The sequence below is a fragment of the Alteromonas sp. 5E99-2 genome, assembly GCF_017368475.1.
Lineage (GTDB): Bacteria > Pseudomonadota > Gammaproteobacteria > Enterobacterales > Alteromonadaceae > Alteromonas_F.
Map to the genome: position 1 here is coordinate 14,474 of NZ_JAFNJE010000002.1, position 23,399 is coordinate 37,872.

At 40.5% G+C, this 23,399-nt stretch carries 24 protein-coding genes; 8 read left to right on the forward strand and 16 right to left on the reverse strand.

Annotated features, from left to right (window positions below):
• Positions 1-44 precede the first annotated feature (44 nt).
• From J3L16_RS02150 to J3L16_RS02165, 5 genes are all read right to left on the reverse strand, one after another.
• The gene (locus J3L16_RS02150) at positions 45-245 is read right to left on the reverse strand and encodes a PspC domain-containing protein (RefSeq protein WP_347564630.1); all 201 of its coding nucleotides are present in this window, start codon (positions 243-245) and stop codon (positions 45-47) included.
• A gap of 12 nt (positions 246-257) precedes the next feature.
• On the reverse strand, positions 258-383 hold the full coding sequence (locus tag J3L16_RS16385; protein ID WP_278252747.1) for a hypothetical protein: 126 nt from the start codon (positions 381-383) through the stop codon (positions 258-260).
• Between the two features lie 11 nt (positions 384-394).
• Positions 395-640, reverse strand: coding sequence for a hypothetical protein (locus tag J3L16_RS02155; protein WP_207611243.1), 246 nt, complete (start codon positions 638-640; stop codon positions 395-397).
• A gap of 198 nt (positions 641-838) precedes the next feature.
• Positions 839-1,840, reverse strand: a complete 1,002-nt coding sequence (gene dusA / locus J3L16_RS02160) for a tRNA dihydrouridine(20/20a) synthase DusA (protein WP_207611244.1) — start codon at positions 1,838-1,840, stop codon at positions 839-841.
• 104 nt (positions 1,841-1,944) lie between these two features.
• Positions 1,945-2,844, reverse strand: a complete 900-nt coding sequence (locus J3L16_RS02165; RefSeq protein ID WP_207611245.1) for a LysR family transcriptional regulator — start codon at positions 2,842-2,844, stop codon at positions 1,945-1,947.
• A gap of 120 nt (positions 2,845-2,964) precedes the next feature.
• Here J3L16_RS02165 and J3L16_RS02170 point away from each other — a divergent pair, with 120 nt between their 5' ends.
• Together J3L16_RS02170 and J3L16_RS02175 are read left to right on the forward strand one after the other, a co-directional pair.
• Positions 2,965-3,573, forward strand: coding sequence for a glutathione S-transferase family protein (locus J3L16_RS02170; protein WP_207611246.1), 609 nt, complete (start codon positions 2,965-2,967; stop codon positions 3,571-3,573).
• Positions 3,574-3,600: 27 nt separating this feature from the next.
• Positions 3,601-5,700, forward strand: coding sequence for a pyridoxamine 5'-phosphate oxidase family protein (locus J3L16_RS02175; protein ID WP_207611247.1), 2,100 nt, complete (start codon positions 3,601-3,603; stop codon positions 5,698-5,700).
• A gap of 71 nt (positions 5,701-5,771) precedes the next feature.
• Here the strand turns inward: J3L16_RS02175 and J3L16_RS02180 are convergent, their stop codons facing one another.
• From J3L16_RS02180 to speA, 5 genes are all read right to left on the reverse strand, one after another.
• Positions 5,772-6,053 (reverse strand): pyrimidine/purine nucleoside phosphorylase, encoded by a 282-nt coding sequence (locus J3L16_RS02180; RefSeq protein WP_207611248.1) that lies wholly within the window; start codon positions 6,051-6,053, stop codon positions 5,772-5,774.
• An 86-nt stretch (positions 6,054-6,139) separates the two neighbouring features.
• The gene (gene speB / locus J3L16_RS02185) at positions 6,140-7,027 is read right to left on the reverse strand and encodes an agmatinase (RefSeq protein ID WP_207611249.1); all 888 of its coding nucleotides are present in this window, start codon (positions 7,025-7,027) and stop codon (positions 6,140-6,142) included.
• 1 nt (position 7,028) lies between these two features.
• Entirely contained in the window at positions 7,029-8,198 is a 1,170-nt protein-coding gene (gene nspC / locus J3L16_RS02190; RefSeq protein WP_207611250.1) for a carboxynorspermidine decarboxylase, read from the reverse strand.
• Positions 8,185-9,393: a saccharopine dehydrogenase family protein gene (locus J3L16_RS02195; protein ID WP_207611251.1), complete on the reverse strand. Its 1,209-nt coding sequence runs from the start codon at positions 9,391-9,393 to the stop codon at positions 8,185-8,187. The genes nspC and J3L16_RS02195 overlap by 14 nt, the downstream gene beginning before the upstream one ends.
• Positions 9,394-9,430: 37 nt before the next feature.
• Entirely contained in the window at positions 9,431-11,338 is a 1,908-nt protein-coding gene (gene speA, locus J3L16_RS02200; RefSeq protein ID WP_207611252.1) for a biosynthetic arginine decarboxylase, read from the reverse strand.
• A gap of 355 nt (positions 11,339-11,693) precedes the next feature.
• Here speA and J3L16_RS02205 point away from each other — a divergent pair, with 355 nt between their 5' ends.
• From J3L16_RS02205 to J3L16_RS02215, 3 genes are read left to right on the forward strand one after another with little or no spacing between them, the layout of a single operon-like run.
• Complete coding sequence (locus J3L16_RS02205; RefSeq protein WP_207611253.1) at positions 11,694-13,346, forward strand: ABC transporter transmembrane domain-containing protein; 1,653 nt, start codon at positions 11,694-11,696, stop codon at positions 13,344-13,346.
• A complete protein-coding gene (locus tag J3L16_RS02210; RefSeq protein ID WP_207611254.1) occupies positions 13,346-14,365 on the forward strand; it encodes an HlyD family efflux transporter periplasmic adaptor subunit in 1,020 nt (339 codons plus the stop codon). Before J3L16_RS02205 ends, J3L16_RS02210 begins: the two co-directional genes overlap by 1 nt.
• 11 nt (positions 14,366-14,376) lie before the next feature.
• Positions 14,377-15,798: a TolC family protein gene (locus J3L16_RS02215; RefSeq protein WP_207611255.1), complete on the forward strand. Its 1,422-nt coding sequence runs from the start codon at positions 14,377-14,379 to the stop codon at positions 15,796-15,798.
• A gap of 37 nt (positions 15,799-15,835) precedes the next feature.
• Here J3L16_RS02215 and J3L16_RS02220 read toward each other — a convergent pair whose 3' ends face one another.
• The 5 genes from J3L16_RS02220 to J3L16_RS02240 all read right to left on the reverse strand — a co-directional run bounded on the left by J3L16_RS02220 (position 15,836) and on the right by J3L16_RS02240 (position 19,705).
• Positions 15,836-16,534 carry a hypothetical protein gene (locus tag J3L16_RS02220; protein ID WP_207611256.1) on the reverse strand — a complete coding sequence of 233 codons (699 nt, stop codon included), beginning with the start codon at positions 16,532-16,534 and terminating at the stop codon, positions 15,836-15,838.
• A complete protein-coding gene (locus J3L16_RS02225; RefSeq protein ID WP_207611257.1) occupies positions 16,527-16,865 on the reverse strand; it encodes a helix-turn-helix transcriptional regulator in 339 nt (112 codons plus the stop codon). The genes J3L16_RS02220 and J3L16_RS02225 overlap by 8 nt, the downstream gene beginning before the upstream one ends.
• A 153-nt stretch (positions 16,866-17,018) precedes the next feature.
• Positions 17,019-17,402 (reverse strand): YkgJ family cysteine cluster protein, encoded by a 384-nt coding sequence (locus J3L16_RS02230; RefSeq protein ID WP_207611258.1) that lies wholly within the window; start codon positions 17,400-17,402, stop codon positions 17,019-17,021.
• A 26-nt stretch (positions 17,403-17,428) separates the two neighbouring features.
• Positions 17,429-18,427 (reverse strand): ribosome biogenesis GTPase YlqF, encoded by a 999-nt coding sequence (gene ylqF, locus J3L16_RS02235; protein WP_207611259.1) that lies wholly within the window; start codon positions 18,425-18,427, stop codon positions 17,429-17,431.
• A gap of 216 nt (positions 18,428-18,643) precedes the next feature.
• Positions 18,644-19,705, reverse strand: a complete 1,062-nt coding sequence (locus J3L16_RS02240) for a transporter (RefSeq protein WP_207611260.1) — start codon at positions 19,703-19,705, stop codon at positions 18,644-18,646.
• A 265-nt stretch (positions 19,706-19,970) separates the two neighbouring features.
• On the opposite strand from J3L16_RS02240, the gene J3L16_RS02245 reads away from it, so the two are divergent.
• Complete coding sequence (locus J3L16_RS02245) at positions 19,971-21,197, forward strand: threonine/serine exporter family protein (protein ID WP_207611261.1); 1,227 nt, start codon at positions 19,971-19,973, stop codon at positions 21,195-21,197.
• Between the two features lie 186 nt (positions 21,198-21,383).
• Entirely contained in the window at positions 21,384-21,944 is a 561-nt protein-coding gene (locus J3L16_RS16390) for a prepilin-type N-terminal cleavage/methylation domain-containing protein (RefSeq protein WP_207611262.1), read from the forward strand.
• A 172-nt stretch (positions 21,945-22,116) separates the two neighbouring features.
• Here the strand turns inward: J3L16_RS16390 and J3L16_RS02255 are convergent, their stop codons facing one another.
• The gene (locus tag J3L16_RS02255) at positions 22,117-22,392 is read right to left on the reverse strand and encodes a DUF1330 domain-containing protein (RefSeq protein ID WP_207611263.1); all 276 of its coding nucleotides are present in this window, start codon (positions 22,390-22,392) and stop codon (positions 22,117-22,119) included.
• A gap of 104 nt (positions 22,393-22,496) precedes the next feature.
• On the opposite strand from J3L16_RS02255, the gene J3L16_RS02260 reads away from it, so the two are divergent.
• Positions 22,497-23,399 (forward strand): LysR family transcriptional regulator, encoded by a 903-nt coding sequence (locus J3L16_RS02260; RefSeq protein WP_207611264.1) that lies wholly within the window; start codon positions 22,497-22,499, stop codon positions 23,397-23,399.

A 23,399-nucleotide genomic window follows, 5' to 3' on the forward strand; every position in this document is an offset into this window, starting at 1 on the left:
AGTTCTGGAAATTTATCGTAACACACATTCCACGCCGTAATCACTCAGCTTTTCGGAACTAATATTGCGCCAATAAAATAACTTGCTAAAAACAGAGGCGGAGCAAAAACCAACCCTAGTACCGCTGCAGTTCGTACCCATAGGGTGTCAACGTTTGCTTGGCGTGCAACACCTGCACACAATCCACTAATTACCGCATTGTTCATATCTCTATGAAGTCTTTCTGTACAAAATGATGATTTCACAGTTCCAATTCCTTATTTATCTTGAGCAAATGGTTTCTTGTTGTTTAGCAATGATTCCGACATCGAAACCATTGCTGCAACACATACAAACACCACAACAGGTAAAAACATAATGATGGTTAATGGGAAAGGTGTCATTCCCTTTCCTCCTACTCTTCTTCGTCAGTGGTAGTATCTGTAATTTCAACTCTTGTCGTTATATCACTAGCACTAACGTGATGAGCGCTATTCAAAATAGATTCTGAAATTTCATTTTGAATTTCTGATGTCGTGGCTTCAATCGCAGCTGAAACCACATGAGAAAGAAACTTATCAATACCTGCAGGAGCAGCATTAGCTGAAGCAGACAAACCAAGTGTAATAGCAGCTGTGGCGATTAAAGTGCGTGTTTTCATTGTAAACCTCATTTATTTAATTGATTCAAAGTAACTACACATTATCTATTGCCAAAACAATGCCAATAATTAAAAAACACATAAGATACTGATATAAAAGAAATAAATAGAAAATCAAACAAAACCATCGATTACTAGGGTTGTGAATAAAACCACATCGAAACACCTTTTAACTAAAATTTGGTTATTTTAACCACACTAAATCTTTACAACCTTTTCTCGTGCCTCTTTCACCACAGCTAAAGACTCAATTAGCACATTAGGCCGGGCATTTTTGCCCGTACCGTTTTCACTTAAATACCGTCTCCATACCTTCCCTCCAGGCTCACCTTGATATAACCCGAGCATATGCCTAATGGCATGCCAAGGCCTAAACCATTCATCTCCTTGACGTTGAATGTAATCATTCATCTGCAAAACTATGTCGTCACGAGAAGCACAGCTATAGTTAGAACACGTGAATAACTCTCGGTCTACTTGACTCAAAATATAAGGGTTTGAATACACTTCTCTGCCCATCATTACTCCATCAACATGGCGCAGATGCTCTTTGGCTTGTTCTATTGACGTAACGCCACCATTGATAGAGACATGAAGGTGAGGCATGTTCTCTTTTAAACCATACACTCGCGGGTAGTTCAGTGGTGGAACATCGCGATTTTGCTTTGGGCTTAAACCTTGCAGCCACGCTTTTCTCGCGTGAACAATAAAGGTATTACACCCAGCGTCAGCGACGGTTTGAATAAAATGTTGAAAGTCACGATCTTCGTCCATTTCATCAATGCCAATTCGACACTTTACCGTTACCGGTATATCAACTTCCCTTTGCATCGCAGAGACATTTTGCCCAACCAATTCGGCATTCGCCATCAAGCATGCTCCAAACATCCCATTTTGTACTCTGTCAGAGGGACAACCAACATTGATATTCACTTCGTCATAACCTCTTTCTTGTGCAATCACTGCACATTTAGTCATGGCTTCTATATCGCTACCACCAAGTTGCAAAGCAACAGGATGTTCTTCGTTGTTGTATCCAAGGTAATCGCCTTTGCCAAAAATAATCGCGCCCGTGGTCACCATCTCGGTATACAACAAGGTTTGCTTTGTCATTAATCGATAGAAATAACGACAATGACGATCGGTCCAATCAAGCATAGGAGCGACGGAGAAAGTACGATTTATTGAAGAAGAAGTCATGGTGGCCTAACTGTTGAAATAGCTTACAAGTGCGTTCATTAAGTGATTAGTTTACCACTTTAGTTCGCATCCATGAATGTCTTCATCGCTACAACACGTATTGGCTAGGGATACGCTTTATGTTTTGCCAACTCAATAAGCGCTTTTAACCGGTTTGGCATGTGTCGTTTGGTCAGGTAATTTAACGTATACCGAGGTAATGGCGCGATAAAAGGTTGAAGAATAGGCACTAATGTTCCTTTATTTATTTCCTGCTCTACAAATTCAGAATAGGTGTAAATCACTCCTAATCCTGCTTCTGCGTATTTAGTAATATTCTTCAAGTCATTCACTACAACTTTGGCGTGGGGTTTAACCGAATACTCACCGTCTTCACCTATGAACTTCCATTCTGCAAGGGTTTCAGCACTGCCAAAGGCATAACAAATACCTTGGTGATCACAAAGTTCACTGGGTGTTTCAGGTATTCCTATTCGCTTTAAATAACAAGGCGATGCCACTACTGACATAGTTATCACTGGCCCTATAGCAATAGCATAAGTATCAGGCTCTAATAAAGAATTTGCCCGAATGGTCCCATCGACTCCAGCAGTGACTAAGTTGACTTTATGAGCATCGTAAATGACTTCAACATCCACATTGGGGTATTTAGCAACATACTCCATAATGAGTTCGTTTAAAAAAAGAGGTCCACTGCTTGGAGGTGCACTAAGTCGTAATTTCCCAGACACATCAGTGTGATTATCACTCACTCCCCTCACTGCATTTTCTAAATCCACAATGGCCGGTAAGCTACGCTGAAACAACGCAACGCCATCATGGGTTAAGGATATTTTCCGCGTAGTACGTTCAAACAAGCGGACATTTAATTTATCTTCTAAGCGCTTAATCGCCTCACTAATAGAACCCGGACTCATTTGCAACTTGCTTGATGCAGCTCTAAACCCACCTTCACGGGCAACTTCGATAAATACAGACAACTCGTTGAAATAGTCATTTTTCATTGTTTAATATTCCGAACACTGTGATTGCTTTACGCATGTTTTCTTATTCAATAGTCTAATCTATATTGATAAATAACAAAATGTGCCCTAACTAAAACCAATGCATAACGGAGATCTTTTATGAAACTTTATGACTTTCCCCTTTCAGGCCATGCCCACCGCGCAAGAGCAATGCTAAGTTTGCTAAATGTTGACTATGATCACCATGTGATGGATTTAGCCAACGGTGAACATAAAACCCCTGAATTTTTAGCCATTAATCCGTTAGGACAAGTGCCCACTCTTACTGATGGCGACGTGGTACTAAGAGATTCAACAGCAATTTTAACGTACCTTGCATTAAAATATGACGACAAACGACAATGGTTACCTGAAGATCCAGCATTAGCCGCCCTTGTTCAATCATGGCTGTCGGTCAGTGTTCACGAAGTGTTTGATGGACCTTGTGTAAGCCGCTTAATTAAGCTGTTTGGTTATCAAGCTGATCACGCTCAGGCTGTTGAAAAAGCCCATACGGTTTTTACTACTCTGTTTGAACCTCATTTTGAAAATAATGAATGGTTAGTGGGTAACGCGCCAACTATCGCCGATATTGCTAACTACAGTTACATTGCTCGAGTAAATGAAGGTGAAGTAAGTTTAGAAAACTATCCTAATATTAGAGCATGGCTGGTTCGCGTAGAAAGTTTAGATGGCTTTGAACAAATGCCACATGCTGCTGACGCTTAAACTCAACAAAACTATTTGGAAACAATCATGATTGAACTGGCAGGTTGGGGAAAAGAAACATCTCCGTTTCACGAAGGCGAGCAATTTATTCAAGAGCGTTGCGGCTTAAAAGAGCAGCAGGAAGCCATGGGTAAAATGTTAATGCGCCCTTTCATGCCAGATCAACATCGCGATTTTTTTTCACAGCTTCCTTTTTCCATTATTGGTAGTGTCGATAAACAAGGACAACCTTGGGCTTCTATTATCTTCGGACAACCGGGGTTTATATCAACACCAGATGAAAAAACGTTGCAATTTGATACTCAGTTATTTGCCGACGACCCACTCATTAATAATATTGCTCCAGATAAGCCTCTTTCGTTTTTAGGCATTGAGCCTGCAAGCAGACGCCGAAATAGAGTGAATATGACAGCGACGTCCTCCTACGATGGACGTTTTACAGCTCTGGTAGTGCATTCTTTCGGGAATTGCCCTAAATATATTCAAACGCGAGATTTTGAATTTACTCGCGAACCTGATGCACCATCCAAATATGAAAAAGACACTTTTTCAGCACTACCTTCAGCAGTTGCAAATATAATTCGCACTTCAGACACTTTTTTTGTGGCCAGTCACAATCATCAAGATGATCAAAACGACACAGGTGGTGTTGATGTAAACCACAGAGGTGGCCAACCTGGGTTTGTCAATGTTGAAGGAAATGTACTCACCATTCCCGACTATTCTGGTAATTATTTGTTTAACACTTTAGGTAATTTCATTGTTAATCCCAAAGCGGGATTATTATTTATCGACTTTGAAAGTGGCGATTTAATTTATTTAACCGGTACTACAGAAATATTGTGGGAAGATCACCCCGAAGTTGAAGCCTTTCAAGGTGCTGATAGAGCATGGCGCTTTACCTTGACTCAAGGGATACATTTAAAACAAGCAGCGCCTATGCGCACGCATTTTGGCTCCTTCGCCCCAACCTCGTTGAAAACAGGTAATTGGCAAGACGCGAAAAAAACCATGGCATTACAGGCTCAGCGTAAAGAATGGTTTTCTTATGACGTTGTTAACATTGTGGACGAAGATGAATACATTCGCTCGTTTTACTTGAAACCGCAAGCAAACCAAAGCCTTTTGCCTTTTAAAGCTGGGCAGTTTCTTTCTATACGTTTAAAAAATCCAAGCAGTGGCGAGCTTATTGAACGCACCTATACCGTATCGTCTTCACCTTCTGATCCTCATTACCGTATTTCAGTTAAGCGAGAAGATGCTTATGACAACATCCCTTCAGGTCTGGCTTCAAATGCGTTGCATAATGATTTAGAAATAGGTTCGGTTATCGAAGCTAAAGGGCCTTCAGGCCAGTTCGTGTTAGATACAAAAACTCAACGGCCTGTTGTTTTAATAGGGGCTGGCGTAGGTATTACTCCTGTTATTTCCATGTACCGACATTTTGCAAATGCAGTACACCGTTTTGGACAATCTCGCTCTGTAACGGTTATTCAAGCCGCGAAAAAAACCAGTAACTTGGTGTTTAAAAATGAGTTTGATGATCTTAAAAGAAAAATTACTTATCCCACGCGGTATTTTTCTGTAATAAGCCAACCAGAATTTAACAAACAAGCACCTTATGACTTCGATTATCAAGGGCGGTTAAATGCTGATAAATTAAAAGCGATGTTACCCGATGAGCTATGCGAACTGTACCTTTGCGGTCCGAGCGAATTTATGCAAAGCACCTATGATAATTTGATTTCATTAGGCATTGAAGACAAATACATACACGCGGAAAGCTTTGGTCCAGCATCGTTAAAGCGACAAAAGAAAATCGATGAAGTGGCTCTCACTCGCAGTAAAAATAAACCCGCAGAGCAAGCACTAGTTGGTTTTTCTAAATCTAAGGTAGAACAAACATGGACGCCAAAAGAAGGCTCCTTACTAGATTTAGCTGAGAACCATGGACTAAAGCCTAATTACGCCTGCCGCAACGGCCTTTGTGGCGAGTGTGTGGTAAAGTTAAAGCAAGGCGACGTGGCTTATAAACAAGTCCCCACATTCGAAACCAGTAACGATGAAATTGTTACCTGTTGCGCACTACCTGCTGAAGGCAGTGACAAAATAGAAATAGAGTTGTAAAAATACCAAAGGCTTGATTTAAAATTATCAAGCCTTTGAGTTTTATGACTTAAGCATATTTAAGTATATGCCTAGCCATAAATACAATAATAAGCGGTAGTCACAGGTACTTTCACCAAAAAGGAACTATCGCCATCCACATTAAAGGATTCACCTTTTTTATACGTATTCCATTGCGTACTTCCAGCCAATTGAATTTGTAACTCTCCAGATATCACACTCATTAATTCAGGTAAGTCGGTGCCAAATTTATAATCGCCTACTGACATCACACCAAGGGTTGCTGGCTTATCATGCCCCTCAACTGATAAAGACTGAACCTGACCTTCAAAATATTCACTGTGTTTAATCATCAAATTTACTCATTAGCTTAGTTGTGGCTATTCTATATGAAAGCTTACCAAGAGCGAATCTAAGAATAATCTACAGCTCAAATAGGCTAGCGATAACGCTGCACTATTCCCATCATTTTATAAGTCAATTGAGATGCAGCAAACTCGTATGCGTGAAAACCGGGAATGGGTGCAAACTCCATAATGTCGAATCCAATAATCTTGCGCTGTTTTGCCACACTTTCAAATAACGACAGGGTTTGATACCAACCTAGTCCGCCGGGAACTGGCGTGCCGGTAGAAGGGAATACAGAAGGGTCCATTCCATCTATATCTAGCGTAAAAAAGACATTTTCTGGAAAATCCTCTGGCAAAGTAAACTCATTGATATTGTTTGGCACCAAAACCTCTGCGTCTAGGTGCCTTACATTGAATTCTTTTCTTGCTTCAATTTCTTCTTCACAGAAAGCACGAATTCCAAGCTGAAACAAAGGTATTCCCTTCTCTACAACTCGCTTCATTACTGAAGCATGACTAAGCAAATTATCTTCATACGCATGACGTAAATCGGCGTGAGCATCTATTTGCACAACCCCAAAATCAGTTATACCTGCGTCAATTAAGCCTTTTATCACACCACCGGTAACCGTATGTTCACCACCCAGAGCAATAGGAAACCCGCCTTTGGCGGCTACCGATGCAGTTGCTTTTGCAATACGCTCTACTGCGGTGGCTCCATCTCCCTGGCAATCTACAGGAGGTAAAGTGTTAATCCCCAAATCACAAGGTCGGCTTTTACCATCCCACATTTCTAACTGCCATGACGCATCCAGTAACTTTGCTGGCCCATAAGCAGTACCAACACCATAACTCACTGAACGTTCATAAGGCACAGGGATAACGTGGAAAAATGCGTCATCTCCTCCCTGTTCGATTTCAGAACCAAGAAAGTGAGGGTAATTTTTAGGATCGTGAATATCTATTTCGTCGTTCATATCAGCTTAATCGCTCTTTAAAATCTTGATAACCAAACTGCTTAACCACATTCACCGTATCAGTTTTGCTATTCCAAACAGCAATAGCAGGCAAGCCGATACCATTAAACGTGCTGGTTTTAACCATGGTATAGTGAGCCATGTCGTCAAACATCAAACGTTGCCCAACTTCTAAAGGCGTGTCAAAGCTATAGTCGCCAATAATATCGCCGGCAAGGCAAGTCATTCCTCCCAGGCGATAACTGTGCTCTTTTTCGTTCTCTTCACCAGCACCATGTATTTCAGCGCGATAAGGCATTTCTAACGTATCGGGCATATGGCACGTCGCTGACGTATCCAGTATGGCTAATTGCTTTTGATTTTCGGCAATATCCAGTACTTCAGCCACCAACACACCTGTGTGTATAGCCAATGCTTCACCAGGTTCAATGTATACATTTACGTCGTATTTGCTGGCAAAGTTTTTTATCAACTCAATGAGCTTTTCTCTATCATAATCTGGCTTAGTAATGTGGTGACCACCGCCAAAATTAATCCATTTCATATGAGGTAAATAAGACGCAAATTTTTCTTCTACCGCAGCCAAAGTACGAGCGAGAGGTTCAACCCCTTGTTCACATAGAGTATGAAAGTGCAAACCATCTATGCCAGTAAGGTCATGCCCCTCTAATTGAGAAACAGGAATACCTAGGCGTGAGCACGGAGCACAAGGGTCATAAATTTCAATATCCCCTTCTGAGTGCTCAGGATTAATTCTTAAACCAACACTAAAATCAGTATTTTTTTGTTTATGACTTAGTAGTTTCTCTTTGAATCGTTGCCATTGAGGTATCGAGTTTAAAACTAAATGATCAGTAATGGGCAACAAGGACTCTATATCACCCTTAGAATAAGCGGCAGAAAATACGTGTAATTCTCCACTGTAGAATTCATTACCCAATCGAGCTTCATTAATACCACTAGCGCACACACCGCTTAGGTATTTAGAAACCAAAGGTGCCAAATGCCACATCGAAAAGGCTTTCAACGCAGCAAGTACCTTTGCACCACTGCGTTGCTGCACATCTGCGAGTATTTTTAAGTTGTTTTCAAATACAACTTCATCCACCACATAACAGGGCGATGGCACTCGCGATGTATCAAAATGCTCAAAACTATTAGAGTAAATCAAAACCGGGCTCTTCAATCACTTTCCAAGACAAACCGTATTTATTCATATCTTCCATAAATGGATCGGGGTTTAGCTGTTCCATATTCCATACCCCAGGTTTCATCCACTTACCCTCAAGCATCATTTTCGCACCAATCATTGCAGGTACCCCTGTGGTATAAGAGATAGCTTGAGACTCCACTTCTTGATAACAAGCTTGGTGGTCGCATGTGTTGTATACATATACGGTACGCTCTTTACCTTCTTTTAAGCCACGTACAACGCTACCAATGCAGGTACGGCCTACTGTGCGAGGTCCAAGGGTTGATGGGTCTGGCAGCAATTGCTTTAAAAACTGTATAGGTACAATTTGTTGACCATTAAACTCGATAGGATCAATCCCCGTCATTCCCACATTACCCAACACTTCTAAATGTTTCAGATAACTATCACCAAAGCTCATCCAAAACTGAGCTTTTTTAATTGACGGAAAATGTTTTGTTAAAGATTCAAGTTCTTCGTGGTACATACGGTAAATAGAATACGTACCCACCTCTTCAGGACAGGTGAAAGTTTGTTTTACAGACATAGCCGGCGTTTCTACAAACTCACCGTCTTCCCAATGTCGACATTCTGCTGTTACTTCACGGATATTAATTTCAGGATTGAAATTCGTTGCAAAGGGGTAACCATGGTCACCGCCATTCACGTCAATAATGTCTAAATAGTGAATTTCATCGAAATAATGTTTGGCAATATACGCGGTAAACACATTGGTTGCACCTGGATCAAACCCTGAACCTAATAGCGCCATGAGTCCAGCTTTCTCAAACTTTTCTTGGTATGCCCACTGCCAGTGATATTCAAACTTTGCTGTATCTAACGGCTCATAATTTGCTGTGTCCATGTAATGCACACCCGCTTCCAAGCACGCGTCCATGATAGTTAAATCTTGATACGGAAGCGCAACGTTAATCACCAATTTAGGCTCAACAGATTTCATTAACGCAACAAGTTCAGGCACGTTATCAGCGTCTACTTGAGCAGTTTCAATACTAACGCCAGTTTTACTTTTTATTTGCTCTGCAATTTTTCTACACTTAGATTCAGTGCGGCTTGCTAACACGATATCGTCGAACACTTCCGCGATCTGCGCACATTTATGTGCAACAACACCACCAACGCCACCTGCACCTATAATTAATACTTTTGCCATTTGTCGTCTCAACTTTTAAATTTATAAAAACTACGCGTTATTCTTCGCGTTCAAAATAAGTGTAGCCCGCTAAACTGGTTCTAAATGTGTTTAGCATAGCTCTTCGCTGACCTACTGAAATTGTACCCGCTTTTACTGCCGCTTCCGCTTGTATCCGAAATAGCTCAAACATTTCTTTCGGGTTGTATTCCACGTAACTCAATACATCGCCAATAGAATCACCTTCAATTTCTTCAACGTATTCTAATTTACCTTGTTCATCAATTCGCACACTAACAACATTGGTATCGCCAAATAAATTATGCAAATCGCCGAGGGTTTCTTGGTAAGCACCGACTAAGAATACTCCTAAATAGTATTCTTCACCTTCGTTTACATCGTGTAATGGAATCATCCTAGATTCGCCGTCACCACTGGTGAATAAATCGATTTTGCCATCGGAATCACAGGTTATGTCAGCAATAACCGCTTGGTTTTTGGGCTCTTCATTCAATCGATGAACAGGCATTACAGGAAAAATTTGATCAATAGCCCATGCATCTGGAAGAGACTGAAATAGGCTAAAATTACCGTAATAGATATCGGCCAATGACTCGTCTAAATTTTGTAGCTCAGGAGGAATACGGCGCAACGTAGGCAACAGTACTTTAGCCCTTTGCAGAATTTCGAGATAAATACTCTCGTTTAAACTCATTTCTCGTAAACCCACTAGCCCTTGACGGAACATTCGACGTAACTCTTCACGGTAGTGCACCGCGTCATTACATATTTCTTGAATATTACTGGGTGAAAGACGTTGTAAACTGTCCCAAATATTTTCGGTAAATTCGCTACACCCTTCAGGTAAAGAGTCGGGTAAATTCTTTGCTTTAAAATGACTTACGTCTAACACGTTAAACAACAACACTGAAGAATAAGCCACAGTGGCTCTGCCTGATTCAGTGATGATAGTTGGGTGGCTAATATCATGGGCGCTAAGTGCCTCCGATAATGTCTCAACAATATCGACACAATATTCATCTAAGCTGTAATTTTTACTGTGTGTTTCATTTGTACTCGCCCCAGTATAATCCACTGCCAAACCACCGCCTAAGTCCATATAACCAAGGGGCGCGCCTTCGTTAATCATATCGATATAATAACGACAAGCCTCTTGTACACCAGAGCGAATATTTCTGATATTGGGAATTTGCGAACCAATATGGCAATGCATTAATTGTAGGCAATGCAACATATTGGCAGTTTTAAGCTGGTCGATAACATCTACTAATTGAATAGCTGATAAACCAAATAACGAACGATCACCACTGTCCTCAAACCAATGTCCTTCAACTTTTGAAGACAATTTAACCCGTACACCAATAAGAGGTTCAATGCCCATATTACGGCTTTGCTCTATGATAATACCAATTTCAGACGGCGTTTCTACAACGAAAAAGCACTTCATACCAAGCTGAACTGCGTGTAACCCCAACTGAATAAATTCCGAATCTTTATAACCATTGCAGACTATGCAAGCTTCTCGGTCTTCAAGATGAGACATGGCAATAATTAATTCTGCCTTACTCCCCGCTTCTAAACCATGGTGATATTGGCGACCAAATTTAGTGATCTCTTCAATGACGTGACATTGTTGGTTTACTTTAATTGGGAATACACCTCGGTACTCACCTTGATAGCCCACTTGTGAAATTGCTTTGGCAAACCCTTGGTTTATTTGTGAAATTCTACGATCGAGAATATTCTCAATACGCAGTAAAACAGGCATTGCATGGCCTCGTTCTTCCAAACCAGACATAATATCAGTTAAAGGAACATGGTGTTCAGTGCCATTCGGCTTGGCAATAGCGCAGACTTGCCCATCAGTATCTACCGAAAAATAGTCCGCGCCCCAGTATGAAATACCGTACAAATTAGCACTTTTATCTGGGTTCCATTCGTTCATAACATTTAACCAATCATAAAAATCAAAACTTAAAAAACCACGTTAAATTCATGGCTTTCGAGGGCCGCATATAGTACACAAATTATAATACTTGAAAAGCGGTTAACACACCTTTTTAAAGCCTAAATTCTCCCTAAAAGTCAGGGAAAACAAAAAACTTGTTACATAGGCGCAATATTTAATTAACAGACGTAGCCCCAAAAGATGGTTTACACTGATTTTCTATGTTTTAGAGAGTCATTTTGCCCAATAAAATACTGATCTAAATTCCGTTAAATACTGTTTATTGTATGACGATATTTATGTTCTACTCCATTCATTGATACAACAAACTAAGTGAGTAAAATTTTTAACTATGGCCAATGCTAGCACTTCTCAAATTAAACAGGCTAGGCAGCTCGTCAAACAGCTTATTTATCCAGAACGAAAATTCATTCATTTAGCGATTGTTTATGGTTTAGCCATCAGCTTGCTAACACTAGCTGTCCCTATTGCCGTACAAACTTTAATAAACACAGTGGTCAATATTGCATCTGTGAGAGCGGTGATTACGTTAGCGATATTATTGTTTATAACTCTTTCTATTTCAGGTTTACTAAGCTCGCTGCGTACCTATGTTATGGAAAGATACGAACGTCATATTTATGCTCGACTTACTGCTGATATTAGCATTCGTACTTTAATGGCTGAGCATAGCTATTTTTCTGGTAGACGCAATGTAGATGTACCTAACCGTTACTTTGACATCAATATATTCCAAAAGAACATTCCTCCATTGGTGATAGACGGATTCGCATTGTGTTTACAGCTAATCGTGGGTTTTACATTGGTTTCTTTTTATCATCCAATGTTTATGGCATTTTGTCTTTTAGTCGTATTCTGCCTTTATTTAATATGGTCATTCTGGTCTCGCCAAGCCATAGATTCAGCACTAGAAATTTCCCATAAAAAGTATGCTACAGCTAAATGGTTAGGGGACATCGCAACAGCTCATAGCTTTTTCAAATCAGGCAGCCATATTGACTATGCCAGAGAGAAAACCGATCAATCTACACGCCTATACATTCGAGCTCACGAAAGGCACTTTAAGTACACGTTTACCCAATATATTGCATTGTTACTTTTGTATGCAGCCGCAAGCAGTGGATTACTAGGGCTAGGTGGGTATTTAGTAGTACAAGGCCAACTTTCTATTGGTCAGCTTGTGGCAGCCGAACTCATCTTAACAGCCATCTTTTTTGGTCTTTCGCAAGCCAGTAGTTATCTGAAATTGTATTACGAATTGTGTGGCGCAGCAGACGAACTAGGTATTGTGTTAGATATCCCCTTAAATTCAGATATGAGCAGTGAAAAAACCCTAGAGCCGCAAAGCGGCCTATTAACCTTTAACCAGGTACAACTTAGCAACGAAACCTGTATGTATGAACTTGACTTCGACATACCAGAAAGTGCAAAAGTGTTTATTACCACAGAGCAAGCTTGGTTAAAGCGGGAATTCATCACTCTATTTCACGCATATGACACCCCGGGTAAAGGTCGTGTGAGGTTAGGCGAATACGACCTAACTGAATACAAAAAACTACAATTTAACAACCCACCAGTCAGTGTAATAAATCGCTCGCCTATTATTGAATGCACCATTCAAGAATTTATGAAATTAAGTGCACCAAACGCCAGCTTTGCTGATATCCAAGACGCGGTAATGAAAGTGGGGATTGAAGATGTAATATATAACTTGAAAGACAGCTGGGATACCAAACTTTCAGTACTAGGCGCGCCATTACAGCCCACCCAGTTTGTGCTTCTAAAAGTAGCTGCGGCTTTGTTATATCAACCTAAAGTAATCCTTTTTACTCAGAACTTTGACAACCTTTCACACAAAGAAAGAACAAACCTCTTACTTATGCTAAATGAACAACCCTTCAGCGTCTTGTACTTCACCAATCACCCTGAATTCGAAGCATTCGATTTTTGTTTAGATTTAGACAAACTCAGGAGTCCACTGTAATGTCTTTGTATCACGATTACATGAACAACATGGGCACGCTGAAATGTTTGGCTCCATCGGGTATAGGCAGAGTCGTCACCTTTATTATTTTAGGTTTAATTGTAGTAAGTGTCGCTATGTTGCACTTAACCCCTTGGGTACAAACAGCACAAGGTTTTGGTATTGTCAGTACGGTATCGCCAGAAGATAGACGCCAAGCTATTTCAGCTTTAGTGTCAGGACAAATTGAAAAATGGCACGTACAAGAAGGTCAATTTGTTAACAAAGGCGACCCCATAGTTACCTTGAGAGATCAAGACAGCGAACTTATAGCCCGATTACACGCAGAGCTCATTTCAAAACAACAAGAAATGCAAGCCGCAGAAATCGCACTAAATGCAGCTGAATTAGATTTTACACGGCAACAAAATTTATTAGAGCAGGGATTAGTCTCTCCTCGCCAAAGAGACCAAAATCAAATAAAACTACAAGAAGCGAAAGCCAAGTTAGCGTCGACTGAAGCTGCTATTAATCAAGCAGAAACAAGGTTAGCTAGACAATCAAGACAAACAAAAACGGCACCTCAAGCCGGTGTCATTACACAATTATTATCGGCTGGTGTCGCCACTATCGTTAGTGAAGGTGACGTACTAGCACGGTTTATTCCAAAATCGGTTAAACGCTCTGTGGTCATTAAAATTAACGGCTTAGACGCGCCTTTAGTGCAACCAGGAAGAGATGTTCGATTGCAGTTTGATGGTTGGCCTGTTTTCCAATTTAGTGGTTGGCCTTCAATTGCTGTGGGTACCTTTGGCGGCAAAGTTAACTTTGTTGAACCTATGGCAAACCCCGATGGCACCTTCAATGTCTGGATTGATGAGGATCCAGAAAATGGCGCTTGGCCGGATGAACAATACGTTAGATTAGGTAGCCAAGCTAGAGCTTGGGTACTGCTGGAAGAAGTGAAATTGGGTTACGAAATGTGGCGTCAGCTTAATAACTTCCCGCCTAACTACCCTCAAGACATTATTACGGAATAACGCGTTTTACGATGAATCGAATGTGTAGGTTATTTTTAATTGCGGTTAGTGCTGTTACAAGCCTTTCAACAAGTGCTCAAACAGGTGTCGCTATTTCTTTAGATGATGTATTGAAAAGTACTCTAAAGCATCACCCAAGAGTGGCCCAAGCCTTAAGCCAACAGCAACAGGCTCAAGCTAAGCAACTCCAATCTCAAGGTGTGTTCGATTGGCAAGTTGATCAAAATAGTTTTGTGCGAACTGGTGGCTTTTTTGATGGTGCAATTTTAGATCAAAGTGTGTCGAAAGCCCTCCCCTTCGCAAATGCAAAAGTCAGTGCGGGATATCGTATTTCTGATGGTGAATTCCCCATCTATGAGAACATCAATAACACCTTAGCAGGTGGTGAGACTTATATAAAAGCAAGCCTGTCATTACTTAAAGACAGAGAAATAGATAAAAATAGAGCCGACATTATTAACGCCGATTTCGATGCGGATATTGCTCAGGAACAACAAAAATTAATTCTTAACGACCTTTTACTTAATGCAACGCTACAATACTTAGAATGGAAAAGGGTTAGCGAAAGAAAAGTGATCCTTGAAAAGTTATTAGCACTCGCCGAAACCCGGCTAGAAGGTATTGAAAAACAAGTTAAAGCCGGTGAAATAGCTCAAATTAGCATTACTGAATATCAAGTTACCTTACTTCAACGCAAAGCTGAATTACTCGCCAATAAACAAGTTTTACAAAAACATACCATTGGTTTATCCATGTTTTTGCGAGACAACGAAGGAAAGCCCAAATCGTTGCCTGAGAATGCCTATGCAAGTTACAAGTTAGCAGGGCCACTATCAAAACATCCAGAGAAATTAGACTTACTCAACACACTAAAAGCACACCCTCAATTGGTAAAGCTAGAGCAAGAAATAAATCAAATACGCGCTAAGTTACAACTCAATGAAAATAGTGTTCTACCCAAATTAGATGTATCTGTGTTATTAGCCAACGATATTGGTGGTAGAGGCGACCGATCAGGTACCTTAGAGGGCGTTGAGTCTTATGTTAGTGTCGATTTTTCGCTTCCAATCGGACAAAGAGTCGCAAAAGGAAAGGCCGCACAAACCAAAGCTAAATTGTTAGAAGTACAAGCCAAAAAGCAAGAAACCTTGGAATCAATAGATATACAGCTGAATCAGGCCTTTACCGCACTAACAAATCTAACTCAGTTAAGGGATATTCGCGAAGCCCAAGCCAACGTTGCTGAGCGCTTAATGAAAGAAGAACAAAACCGGTTTGACGCGGGAGCAAGCGATTTGTTTATTCTTAATGCCCGAGAAACCAATTTTACTCGGGCACAAATGGCCGCGCTTAATGCCAATATTGAATTGCAAATACAACACTTTGTTATTCTTGCAGGAAGCGCCACTTTGCATGAGCGCGTATTGATGTAATACCGACATCAAGCCGGTACTATGCACTACAAAAGATTCACCTTGAAAACCCTTTAAACAAAAAGAGCAAGAACAAGGGTAAAGACCAAAATGGTGCCAATATCATAAACGCTAAGATAGGCCCCACTTTTTGAGGGATCGGCTCTATCAAACTAATTAACGTATGGCCAAACAAGTAAGGCAACAACATATATATCAAAACAAATCCGCAAAAAAACCAAATTGATGGATTAATATGTTTCAAAAATAAATGGCTGGAAGCTGCAAACAACATAGCCCAAACAATCGATGGGGTATTGATAAACATATGAATATCAATACGCGATATACCAACCTCATTCCACGCAATTGTCCAATACTCGCTGTTAAATAAAATCAAATGTACTTCACCTGCCAGTAATAACCGCCAAAGCTGCTCTGAAGGCTGATTCATATTTGATAACCAACCTACGAATAATGCAATCGTTGGTAACAGCAAAACACATAAGACTAGACTCAAACCTTTTACGAAACCTGTGCTTTTTACCATTGTTTTTTGGCCGTCCCAAATAGCCAACATCGTTTGTCGAAAAAGCCAGTGGTTGGCATCTTGGTTCGTCTGTTGGCGTTGTGTGTATTCTTCTTCTAAGTCACCAATCAGTTCATTTCGATAAGCAGGGTTAGCGAGTCGAGACAACAACCAAACCGCTAACTTGTAAATACTAGTTTGTCTTTCAGCTAGATTAAGTTTAGGCATGATGTGCTCCTTCTTCGCGAAGAACAACACCTTTCCACATAGTATCCATCACGTGTTTAGCATGCTTGAGCGCTGCTTTACCTTCAGCCGTTACTGAAAAAAAACGCTTAGGCCTACCGCCACGTTGAGCAGTTGATTCTCCAAGTTTAGACACTACCAACCCTTTTTTTTCCATTCGATCCAACGTTGAATACAACGCACCTAAAGCAACATCTTTGTTAATCTCAGCCTGTAAAAATTGGCGTATCCTTGCCCCGTAAGCGTTAGACTCTAATCGCAACAATGCGAGTAAAACGACGTTTTCAAATTCACCTAATGTTTTTTGATTCATAATTGCCTCCATAAATTTACTACAATGTAGTTTTTAAAAAGAGAGACTTCAATTTAATTTACTACATTGTAGGAATCTTAGAAGATACATAGGTATATGAAAATATACCCCTCATAATAGGTGTGTTAAATCGAAACGGGTGAAACCCTTTGATTAATCAAATGAAGGACGACTGTCTTCCATCAATTTATCTAAAGCAGCTTGGGTCTTAACGGGGTTAATTAAGTCGTTCTTTTCCAGCATTTCGCATTCGTCTTGTATCATTTGCTGAACGGTGACGGGGTAATAGCGGCAATCGCTGGGTCGGTCGTAATAAATATCACACGTGTGTAAACCGCTAATTGGGTTTTTACGTAACCAAGGACAGTAATCAAGTAGCTTTCCTGTATCAGGTGATGCCCAAATTTTTCCTTTGGCTACATAGTCTGCGATATCTGGACTAAACAATACCCACATATCAACTTCATCAGCTGTAACCGATAAGCGCCCATTGCCGTATTTCACACAGCACTTACCACATTGATTGCACTCTTTCACAGATGAATATTCATAATATGTGTGCCTTACCTTTGTCTTTTATTGGCAAGTTTTTCTTTTCTAATTTTACGTTGCTCTGTTTTAATATCGTGTTTACTCATGCCTTTTTTGCCTTGCTTAAAACGTGCTTTACGCGCAGCATCGGCATCTTTCTTTTTCTGTTCTTCAATGGCAATAAGCTCTTCTTCTTGCTCTATCATGCTAGGTAATTCAAGAGTGATACGACCTAGTTTTCCCGAACGAAATTCATTAATGAGCACTTCACATATTTTATGTAAATTTGCGCGCCCACCTGAACGAAGCGCACCTCGATTGGCCGCCGCCATTTCCAAAAATTCAATTTCTGTGTCTGGAATATGATCAAGTTTAAAACGCTCGGCTATCAATTCGGGATAGGCTTTTATTAAAAACTCAGCAACGTAAAAACCTATGTCTTCATAATCAATAGCCGTGTCTTTAATTGCCGCACACGCAGCCAAACGATATCCGCTGTTTGGATTGACTATTTTAGGTTTCAACACCCCTGGCGTATCTAATAGCATGATGCCATTACCAATATCGATACGTTGCTGACTTTTTGTTACTGCAGGCTCATTGCCTGTTTTTGCAATAATGCGATCTGATAAAATGTTAATCAGTGTTGATTTACCCACGTTGGGTATACCGTAAATCATGGCGTTTATTTTTTTAACGCTCGCGTTCTTCTCCGGTAACATTTGGCGGCATAAATCGATAATGGATTTCGTTTTTCCGGGTTCATCAGTGGTTGTAGCAAGCGTTTTAACATGGGAGTTTTGTTCAAAATGTCTTTGCCACAGCTCCGTTGATTCAGGATCGGCTAAGTCCGTTTTCGTTAGCACCTTAATACAAGGTTTAGTGGGTTGTAGAGCATCAAGGCTCGACATTTTACTGGAATACGGTATCCGAGCATCAAGTACTTCAATCAACAAATCCACTGACGGAAGCACTTCTTTCATTTCTTTTTGGGCTTTGTGCATATGCCCCGGATACCAATGAATCGACATTTTAAAAAGCCTTAACAATAAACAAGCGTCTATTGTACTTCACTAAGGTGCTTGAAGGGTACTGAAATGACCTTATTTATAGGGAATATGCAACGCGCCACGGCACTACACTAAAGTGTATTATTGAAGGCATAGAAAAAATGGACGGCCGGTAAGCTTAGGCTGAGTTTTACAACAAGGTGACTTTTTAGTAAACCCCAGCCCTTAGGTTGCGACCTAAAACGCGTATTGATATCCGATGCTAAGCATGTCTTGCATTACTAACTGCACACCATTGACATCTTGATCAATAACATAAGTATATTCTAGTGCAAAACGATGCCCAGAAGACGTAATAACGTTAATTCCTGCACCTACATCCCACATAGTTCCGCCTTGGTTATCAGGATCCGCTGTTTGTACAGGAGCTTGAATTTGTGGGTCAATACCCTCAATACTATCTGTATCAGTATAAGTTAATCGTAACGAGCCACTAACATTATCAGTGAAACGGTAACTCCCCCAGTTAGCGAGAGTAAACTTATCACCGAGTGTATAGTCTTCACTATTTTCCCCCGTACGAATAACAGCCTTTAATTGACTTCCCCAGCCTAGTTTTCCATGAAAACCACGATAAGTAATACCGGGTTCAATATCAAAGGTACCAGATCCCAATTGCATAGGATAAGGCAGGCGTAAGGTAGTTTGTGTATTCATAGGGGTTAATACTTCATCTTCATTGTCAATATCACCTGTTGGTAAACTCATCCCTATATTTAAATGAAGGTTATGTTTTTTACCACTAAGGATATTTACCAAAGCGCCTATTTTCGTATCTCCCACACCTGAAACATGGGTGGTAAATTCACCTAAACGTTCAGTACCCGATGCCCCGCTAAATGTCACATGGTCCATTTCTTTATCAAGGTAACTCACCATAGTCATTAGCGTGACTGTATCACTAGGTGCATACATCATTCCAACCATATGCATTTGTGTAGTCATAGACAAAGGTACCACCCGTAATGTTGGTGGCATTGCTGGAGGATTGGCAAATCGATTTGCTATCGTTGTTACTATTTCTTCAGGTGTAATACTTGAAGAACCTAACTGGTTATCTTGCATATCCATCGTCATGTAACGATACGAAATCATCCACTCACCTTTGGCATGGGTATGATCCCCCATTACCCCTATGGGAGCGTGATGATCGACGGTTGAAACCGAAGGACTACCTTCAGAATCAGCAAGAGCATTAAAAGATAACAATGTAAAAAATAAATAATGGAATTTTCTCATAGCAAATCTAACAAAACGGATTATTTTGTTAGAATATCAGAATGAATTTGTGAATAAGTGTGACAAATTGTCGCACCCAAAAAATGAAGATAAAGAAGAAAACTATCGCTTGTCACTGCTTCTCAGCGTCATTACACTGAAATGGTCGTAATTGGGCTAAGAAGAACGATAATTTAACTTGTGCAGACAGGCTCAACTCTTTACACTTCGCGCGTTTTTTAAACAAAGTACTCCAAACACGTGATACAAGCTTAAACAGGCCAACATGAATACTTTTGAATTTATCCAAATACGCCGCTTTATATTGAAACTAGGCAAGATGCTTCATAAGTATGGCTCGCCTTCGTTTCGACTCGAAACGTATTTAAGTGAAGTTGCCACGTCTTTGGGGGTCAGGTCGTCTTTTGTATCCACCCCGACCTCACTCACCATTGTATTATGGAGCGATGGCCACGAAGACGAATACAATCACTGCGCACGTATTGAGCCTGGTGAATTGGATATGAACTCTTTGTCACTGACCGATGAACTAGCAGTAAGCTTAATTTCTGGTGATATTAGCCTTGAAGACGCAGACAAAAAACTCGATGAGATAGATGAACTTCCTAGCCCATATGGCACCTTGCTAACCGGCGGTGCTTTTGGGCTTTCAACTAGCGCGTTTTCAACACTGATGGGCGCAGGTTGGCAAGAAATACTGTGGTCTGGGGTACTTGGGATTGTGGTATATATCTGGCGACTTTGGGCTCTTCGCTCAAAACGTGTCAATTTAATGCTTGAACCAGTAGCGTCGTTTACTGTGGGTTTGGGTGCCTGTGCGATAAGCTACTTTTTAAGTTATGAGCTAAATGTTTGGCTTATTATCTTATCTTCATTAATTATTTTAGTTCCAGGGCTGTCGTTAACCATAGGGTTAGCAGAGCTATCTTCTCGCAACCCAGTATCGGGTACGGCACGATTTATGGATGCCGTTATGCAATTATTTAAACTCTACTTTGGTGCGTTTTTGGGCGTGACCGTGGGGTATTTTATATTTGGTAAACAAGAGCTAGCCCAAGCTGAAACACTACCATTGTGGATCAATTGGGTTGGTGTGTTTTTGCTTAGCGTAGGGCTAGTTGCAATATTTCGAACTCGGCTTAAACACGTTCCTTTTGCAATATGCTCTACCTTTATTGCCTATGGAACCTCTTTTTATGCTTCGACATTTTTAGCCAACGGCATGGGCGCATTTTTTGGCTCTTTCGCCCTTGGTGTGTTCGCCAATGTATTTTCTCGTTTTGCCAATGCGCCCTCGACCATTGTCGCTATGCACGGTTTGATCGTACTCGTACCTGGCTCAAAAACTTATATTGGTTTGAATTCACTCATATCTGGGCAAGAATTCATTAAAGCAGACCATATCGGCCAAGAGACCTTTATTATCTTAATGTCGCTTATCGCCGGGCTCATATTTGCTAATGTGGTTGTGCCAACGAGAAAAGCGCTTTAGCCGCAGTGCCTACAACGAATTTCAAACATTTAATTGTTTTTTCAGACGCCAATTCATCAATGTGTTTTGTTTCATTAATAATCAAACTAATACCGACCGTTACGGCAATAAAAATGGCGAAAGCGCATTGGTCTGCTAGTCTGTTATATCAATACACAATAAAAACAACGAGTAGGAAGAAGCAGCTTGTCATTTCGACATACGAAAAATGGTTTTACACTTGTAGAGCTTATTATTGTAATCGTGATACTAGGTGTGCTTGCTGTAGTGGCAGCTCCAAGATTTATTAGTTTGCAAGCCGACGCAGAAGCCGCAGCATTAAATGGCTTTACTTCTGCATTAGTGTCAACCAATCAATTAATTAGAGCCCAAGCGATATTACAAGGGCAAGAAAACCTAGAAGATGGAAGCATAGAATTAGACGATGGCACTATGCTTTCCACTCGTTTTGGTTACATCACCTTCGATAACAATACCACCGGAGGAGATAGTTTGATTAGTGTGCTAAATGTAGACATTTGTCATCATCAAAGAAATGGCAATTTATGCTCGGCAGATGAAGTGCCTGACTTCATTTATGATTTAGATACCATTGCTGGTGAATTGGTAACTCGCATTTTTTTCGGTCGCAGAATAGATACAGACCGAGGCCCAGATTCAAACCAAATAGAATGCCGCTTAGATTATATTGCCCCCGACACCGCAAATGAATCACCTCAATACGATGTGTTTACAAGCGAGTGCTAACATGTAAGTTTTACTCAAAATGCCGTTATCAATCTCAGTTGATTAGATATCATTATGACCTTGGAAACAATCGCACAACGATACCTAACCCAACCGTATTATTAGACCATCCATTTTAAACTTTTCGAGTATGCCCAACTGTAAAAATAGACGTTTTAATGTTGGTCCGTAATTAGACTAGATGGAATTGGCTTTTCATTCCTTCTTCGCGCAAAGGAATAATAGCTTGGTATTCTGCACTGTTATACCAGTCTGTCGCACTTTTTTTGTCCGGAAATTCGATAACTGCTTTCATTGAGTGAGTCAATTCACCATGCAATGACTCTGTCGCGCCTTTCGCAATAAACTCACCATTGAAAAGCTTTAATGTGTCCGCGGCAAGGGCACTGTATTCAGTGAGAGATGTTTTGTTAACTGGGGTTAGATCAACGATGATGAGTGTTTTCATGTTCTTTTCCTGACTTATGAACCATGGGTTAATTTAGTTGACACAGATTAAGCCTGTTAAGTAAATTGAACAACAACCAATAAATTAACTCTTTGTTTAAAAATATGAACAGCATAAAATTAGCTCCTTTGTTACTTATTTTTGTTGAAGTAGCCCATAAACGCTCGTATACGGCGGCGGCTAAAAAATTAAGATTAAGTAAATCCGCCATTAGCCAGCAAATTAAACGTTTGGAAGAGGCTACCGGACAGCAGCTATTAATACGCAATACCCGCGGTGTCGTGCTAACAGCAGTAGGAGAAGCATTACTTGCTCGTAGTGAGTTGCTTAGTGAGCAACTTAACATGACCCTAACAGAACTAGACAGTGCCAAAGAGCAACCCAGTGGGGCTTTCAAAATATCCATTCCGCCCTTTTTTGAAAACGATATTGTTATTCCTGCGTTAAAACAGTTCTGTTTAGAATTCCCTAAATTAAAACCAGAAGTGGTGATTGCAGGAGAATGGCAAGATCTCATCGACAACCAATTAGATGCAGCTATTTTTGGTGGGGATATAAAAGATTGCGACTATCGGGCGTTATCCATAGGAAAAGTATCGGAAATATTTTGTGCATCACCTCGTTATATAAAACAGCACGGTGAATTAAATCACTTTGCCGATTTGTCTGATCACAAATTCATTGCGACTGCTTGGCAACACGGCACATTGCAGCTTTTTGATAATCAGCAGAACAATAAACAACTGTTTGAAGTTGAACATTACGCTAAGGTAAACACAGTAACCACCGCCTTAGAAATGATACTAAATGATGTTGGTGTCGCTTTATTTCCCGAGTTTTTGGCAACCTCTTATTTAGCCAATGGGCGAATGGTTCGAGTTTTACCACGCTTTCGCGGTCGAGCGTGGCATTTTTATTTTTTACATCAGTACAAAGGTGAAAAGCCCATTCACATAACGCGTTTTTATCAACTATTTTGTCATTACTTTGCTAAAGCAAATGGGTGA

Excerpts from the sequence above, each read along its gene's own strand:
- J3L16_RS16385 (WP_278252747.1), bottom strand. The coding sequence starts at position 383 with ATGACACCTTTCCCATTAACCATCATTATGTTTTTACCTGTTGTGGTG.
- J3L16_RS02155 (WP_207611243.1), bottom strand. The coding sequence starts at position 640 with ATGAAAACACGCACTTTAATCGCCACAGCTGCTATTACACTTGGTTTG.
- dusA (WP_207611244.1), bottom strand. The coding sequence starts at position 1,840 with ATGACTTCTTCTTCAATAAATCGTACTTTCTCCGTCGCTCCTATGCTT.
- J3L16_RS02165 (WP_207611245.1), bottom strand. The coding sequence starts at position 2,844 with ATGAAAAATGACTATTTCAACGAGTTGTCTGTATTTATCGAAGTTGCC.
- J3L16_RS02170 (WP_207611246.1), top strand. The coding sequence starts at position 2,965 with ATGAAACTTTATGACTTTCCCCTTTCAGGCCATGCCCACCGCGCAAGA.
- J3L16_RS02175 (WP_207611247.1), top strand. The coding sequence starts at position 3,601 with ATGATTGAACTGGCAGGTTGGGGAAAAGAAACATCTCCGTTTCACGAA.
- J3L16_RS02180 (WP_207611248.1), bottom strand. The coding sequence starts at position 6,053 with ATGATTAAACACAGTGAATATTTTGAAGGTCAGGTTCAGTCTTTATCA.
- speB (WP_207611249.1), bottom strand. The coding sequence starts at position 7,027 with ATGAACGACGAAATAGATATTCACGATCCTAAAAATTACCCTCACTTT.
- J3L16_RS02195 (WP_207611251.1), bottom strand. The coding sequence starts at position 9,393 with ATGGCAAAAGTATTAATTATAGGTGCAGGTGGCGTTGGTGGTGTTGTT.
- speA (WP_207611252.1), bottom strand. The coding sequence starts at position 11,338 with ATGAACGAATGGAACCCAGATAAAAGTGCTAATTTGTACGGTATTTCA.
- J3L16_RS02205 (WP_207611253.1), top strand. The coding sequence starts at position 11,694 with ATGGCCAATGCTAGCACTTCTCAAATTAAACAGGCTAGGCAGCTCGTC.
- J3L16_RS02210 (WP_207611254.1), top strand. The coding sequence starts at position 13,346 with ATGTCTTTGTATCACGATTACATGAACAACATGGGCACGCTGAAATGT.
- J3L16_RS02215 (WP_207611255.1), top strand. The coding sequence starts at position 14,377 with ATGAATCGAATGTGTAGGTTATTTTTAATTGCGGTTAGTGCTGTTACA.
- J3L16_RS02220 (WP_207611256.1), bottom strand. The coding sequence starts at position 16,534 with ATGCCTAAACTTAATCTAGCTGAAAGACAAACTAGTATTTACAAGTTA.
- J3L16_RS02225 (WP_207611257.1), bottom strand. The coding sequence starts at position 16,865 with ATGAATCAAAAAACATTAGGTGAATTTGAAAACGTCGTTTTACTCGCA.
- ylqF (WP_207611259.1), bottom strand. The coding sequence starts at position 18,427 with ATGTCGATTCATTGGTATCCGGGGCATATGCACAAAGCCCAAAAAGAA.
- J3L16_RS02240 (WP_207611260.1), bottom strand. The coding sequence starts at position 19,705 with ATGAGAAAATTCCATTATTTATTTTTTACATTGTTATCTTTTAATGCT.
- J3L16_RS02245 (WP_207611261.1), top strand. The coding sequence starts at position 19,971 with ATGAATACTTTTGAATTTATCCAAATACGCCGCTTTATATTGAAACTA.
- J3L16_RS02255 (WP_207611263.1), bottom strand. The coding sequence starts at position 22,392 with ATGAAAACACTCATCATCGTTGATCTAACCCCAGTTAACAAAACATCT.
- J3L16_RS02260 (WP_207611264.1), top strand. The coding sequence starts at position 22,497 with ATGAACAGCATAAAATTAGCTCCTTTGTTACTTATTTTTGTTGAAGTA.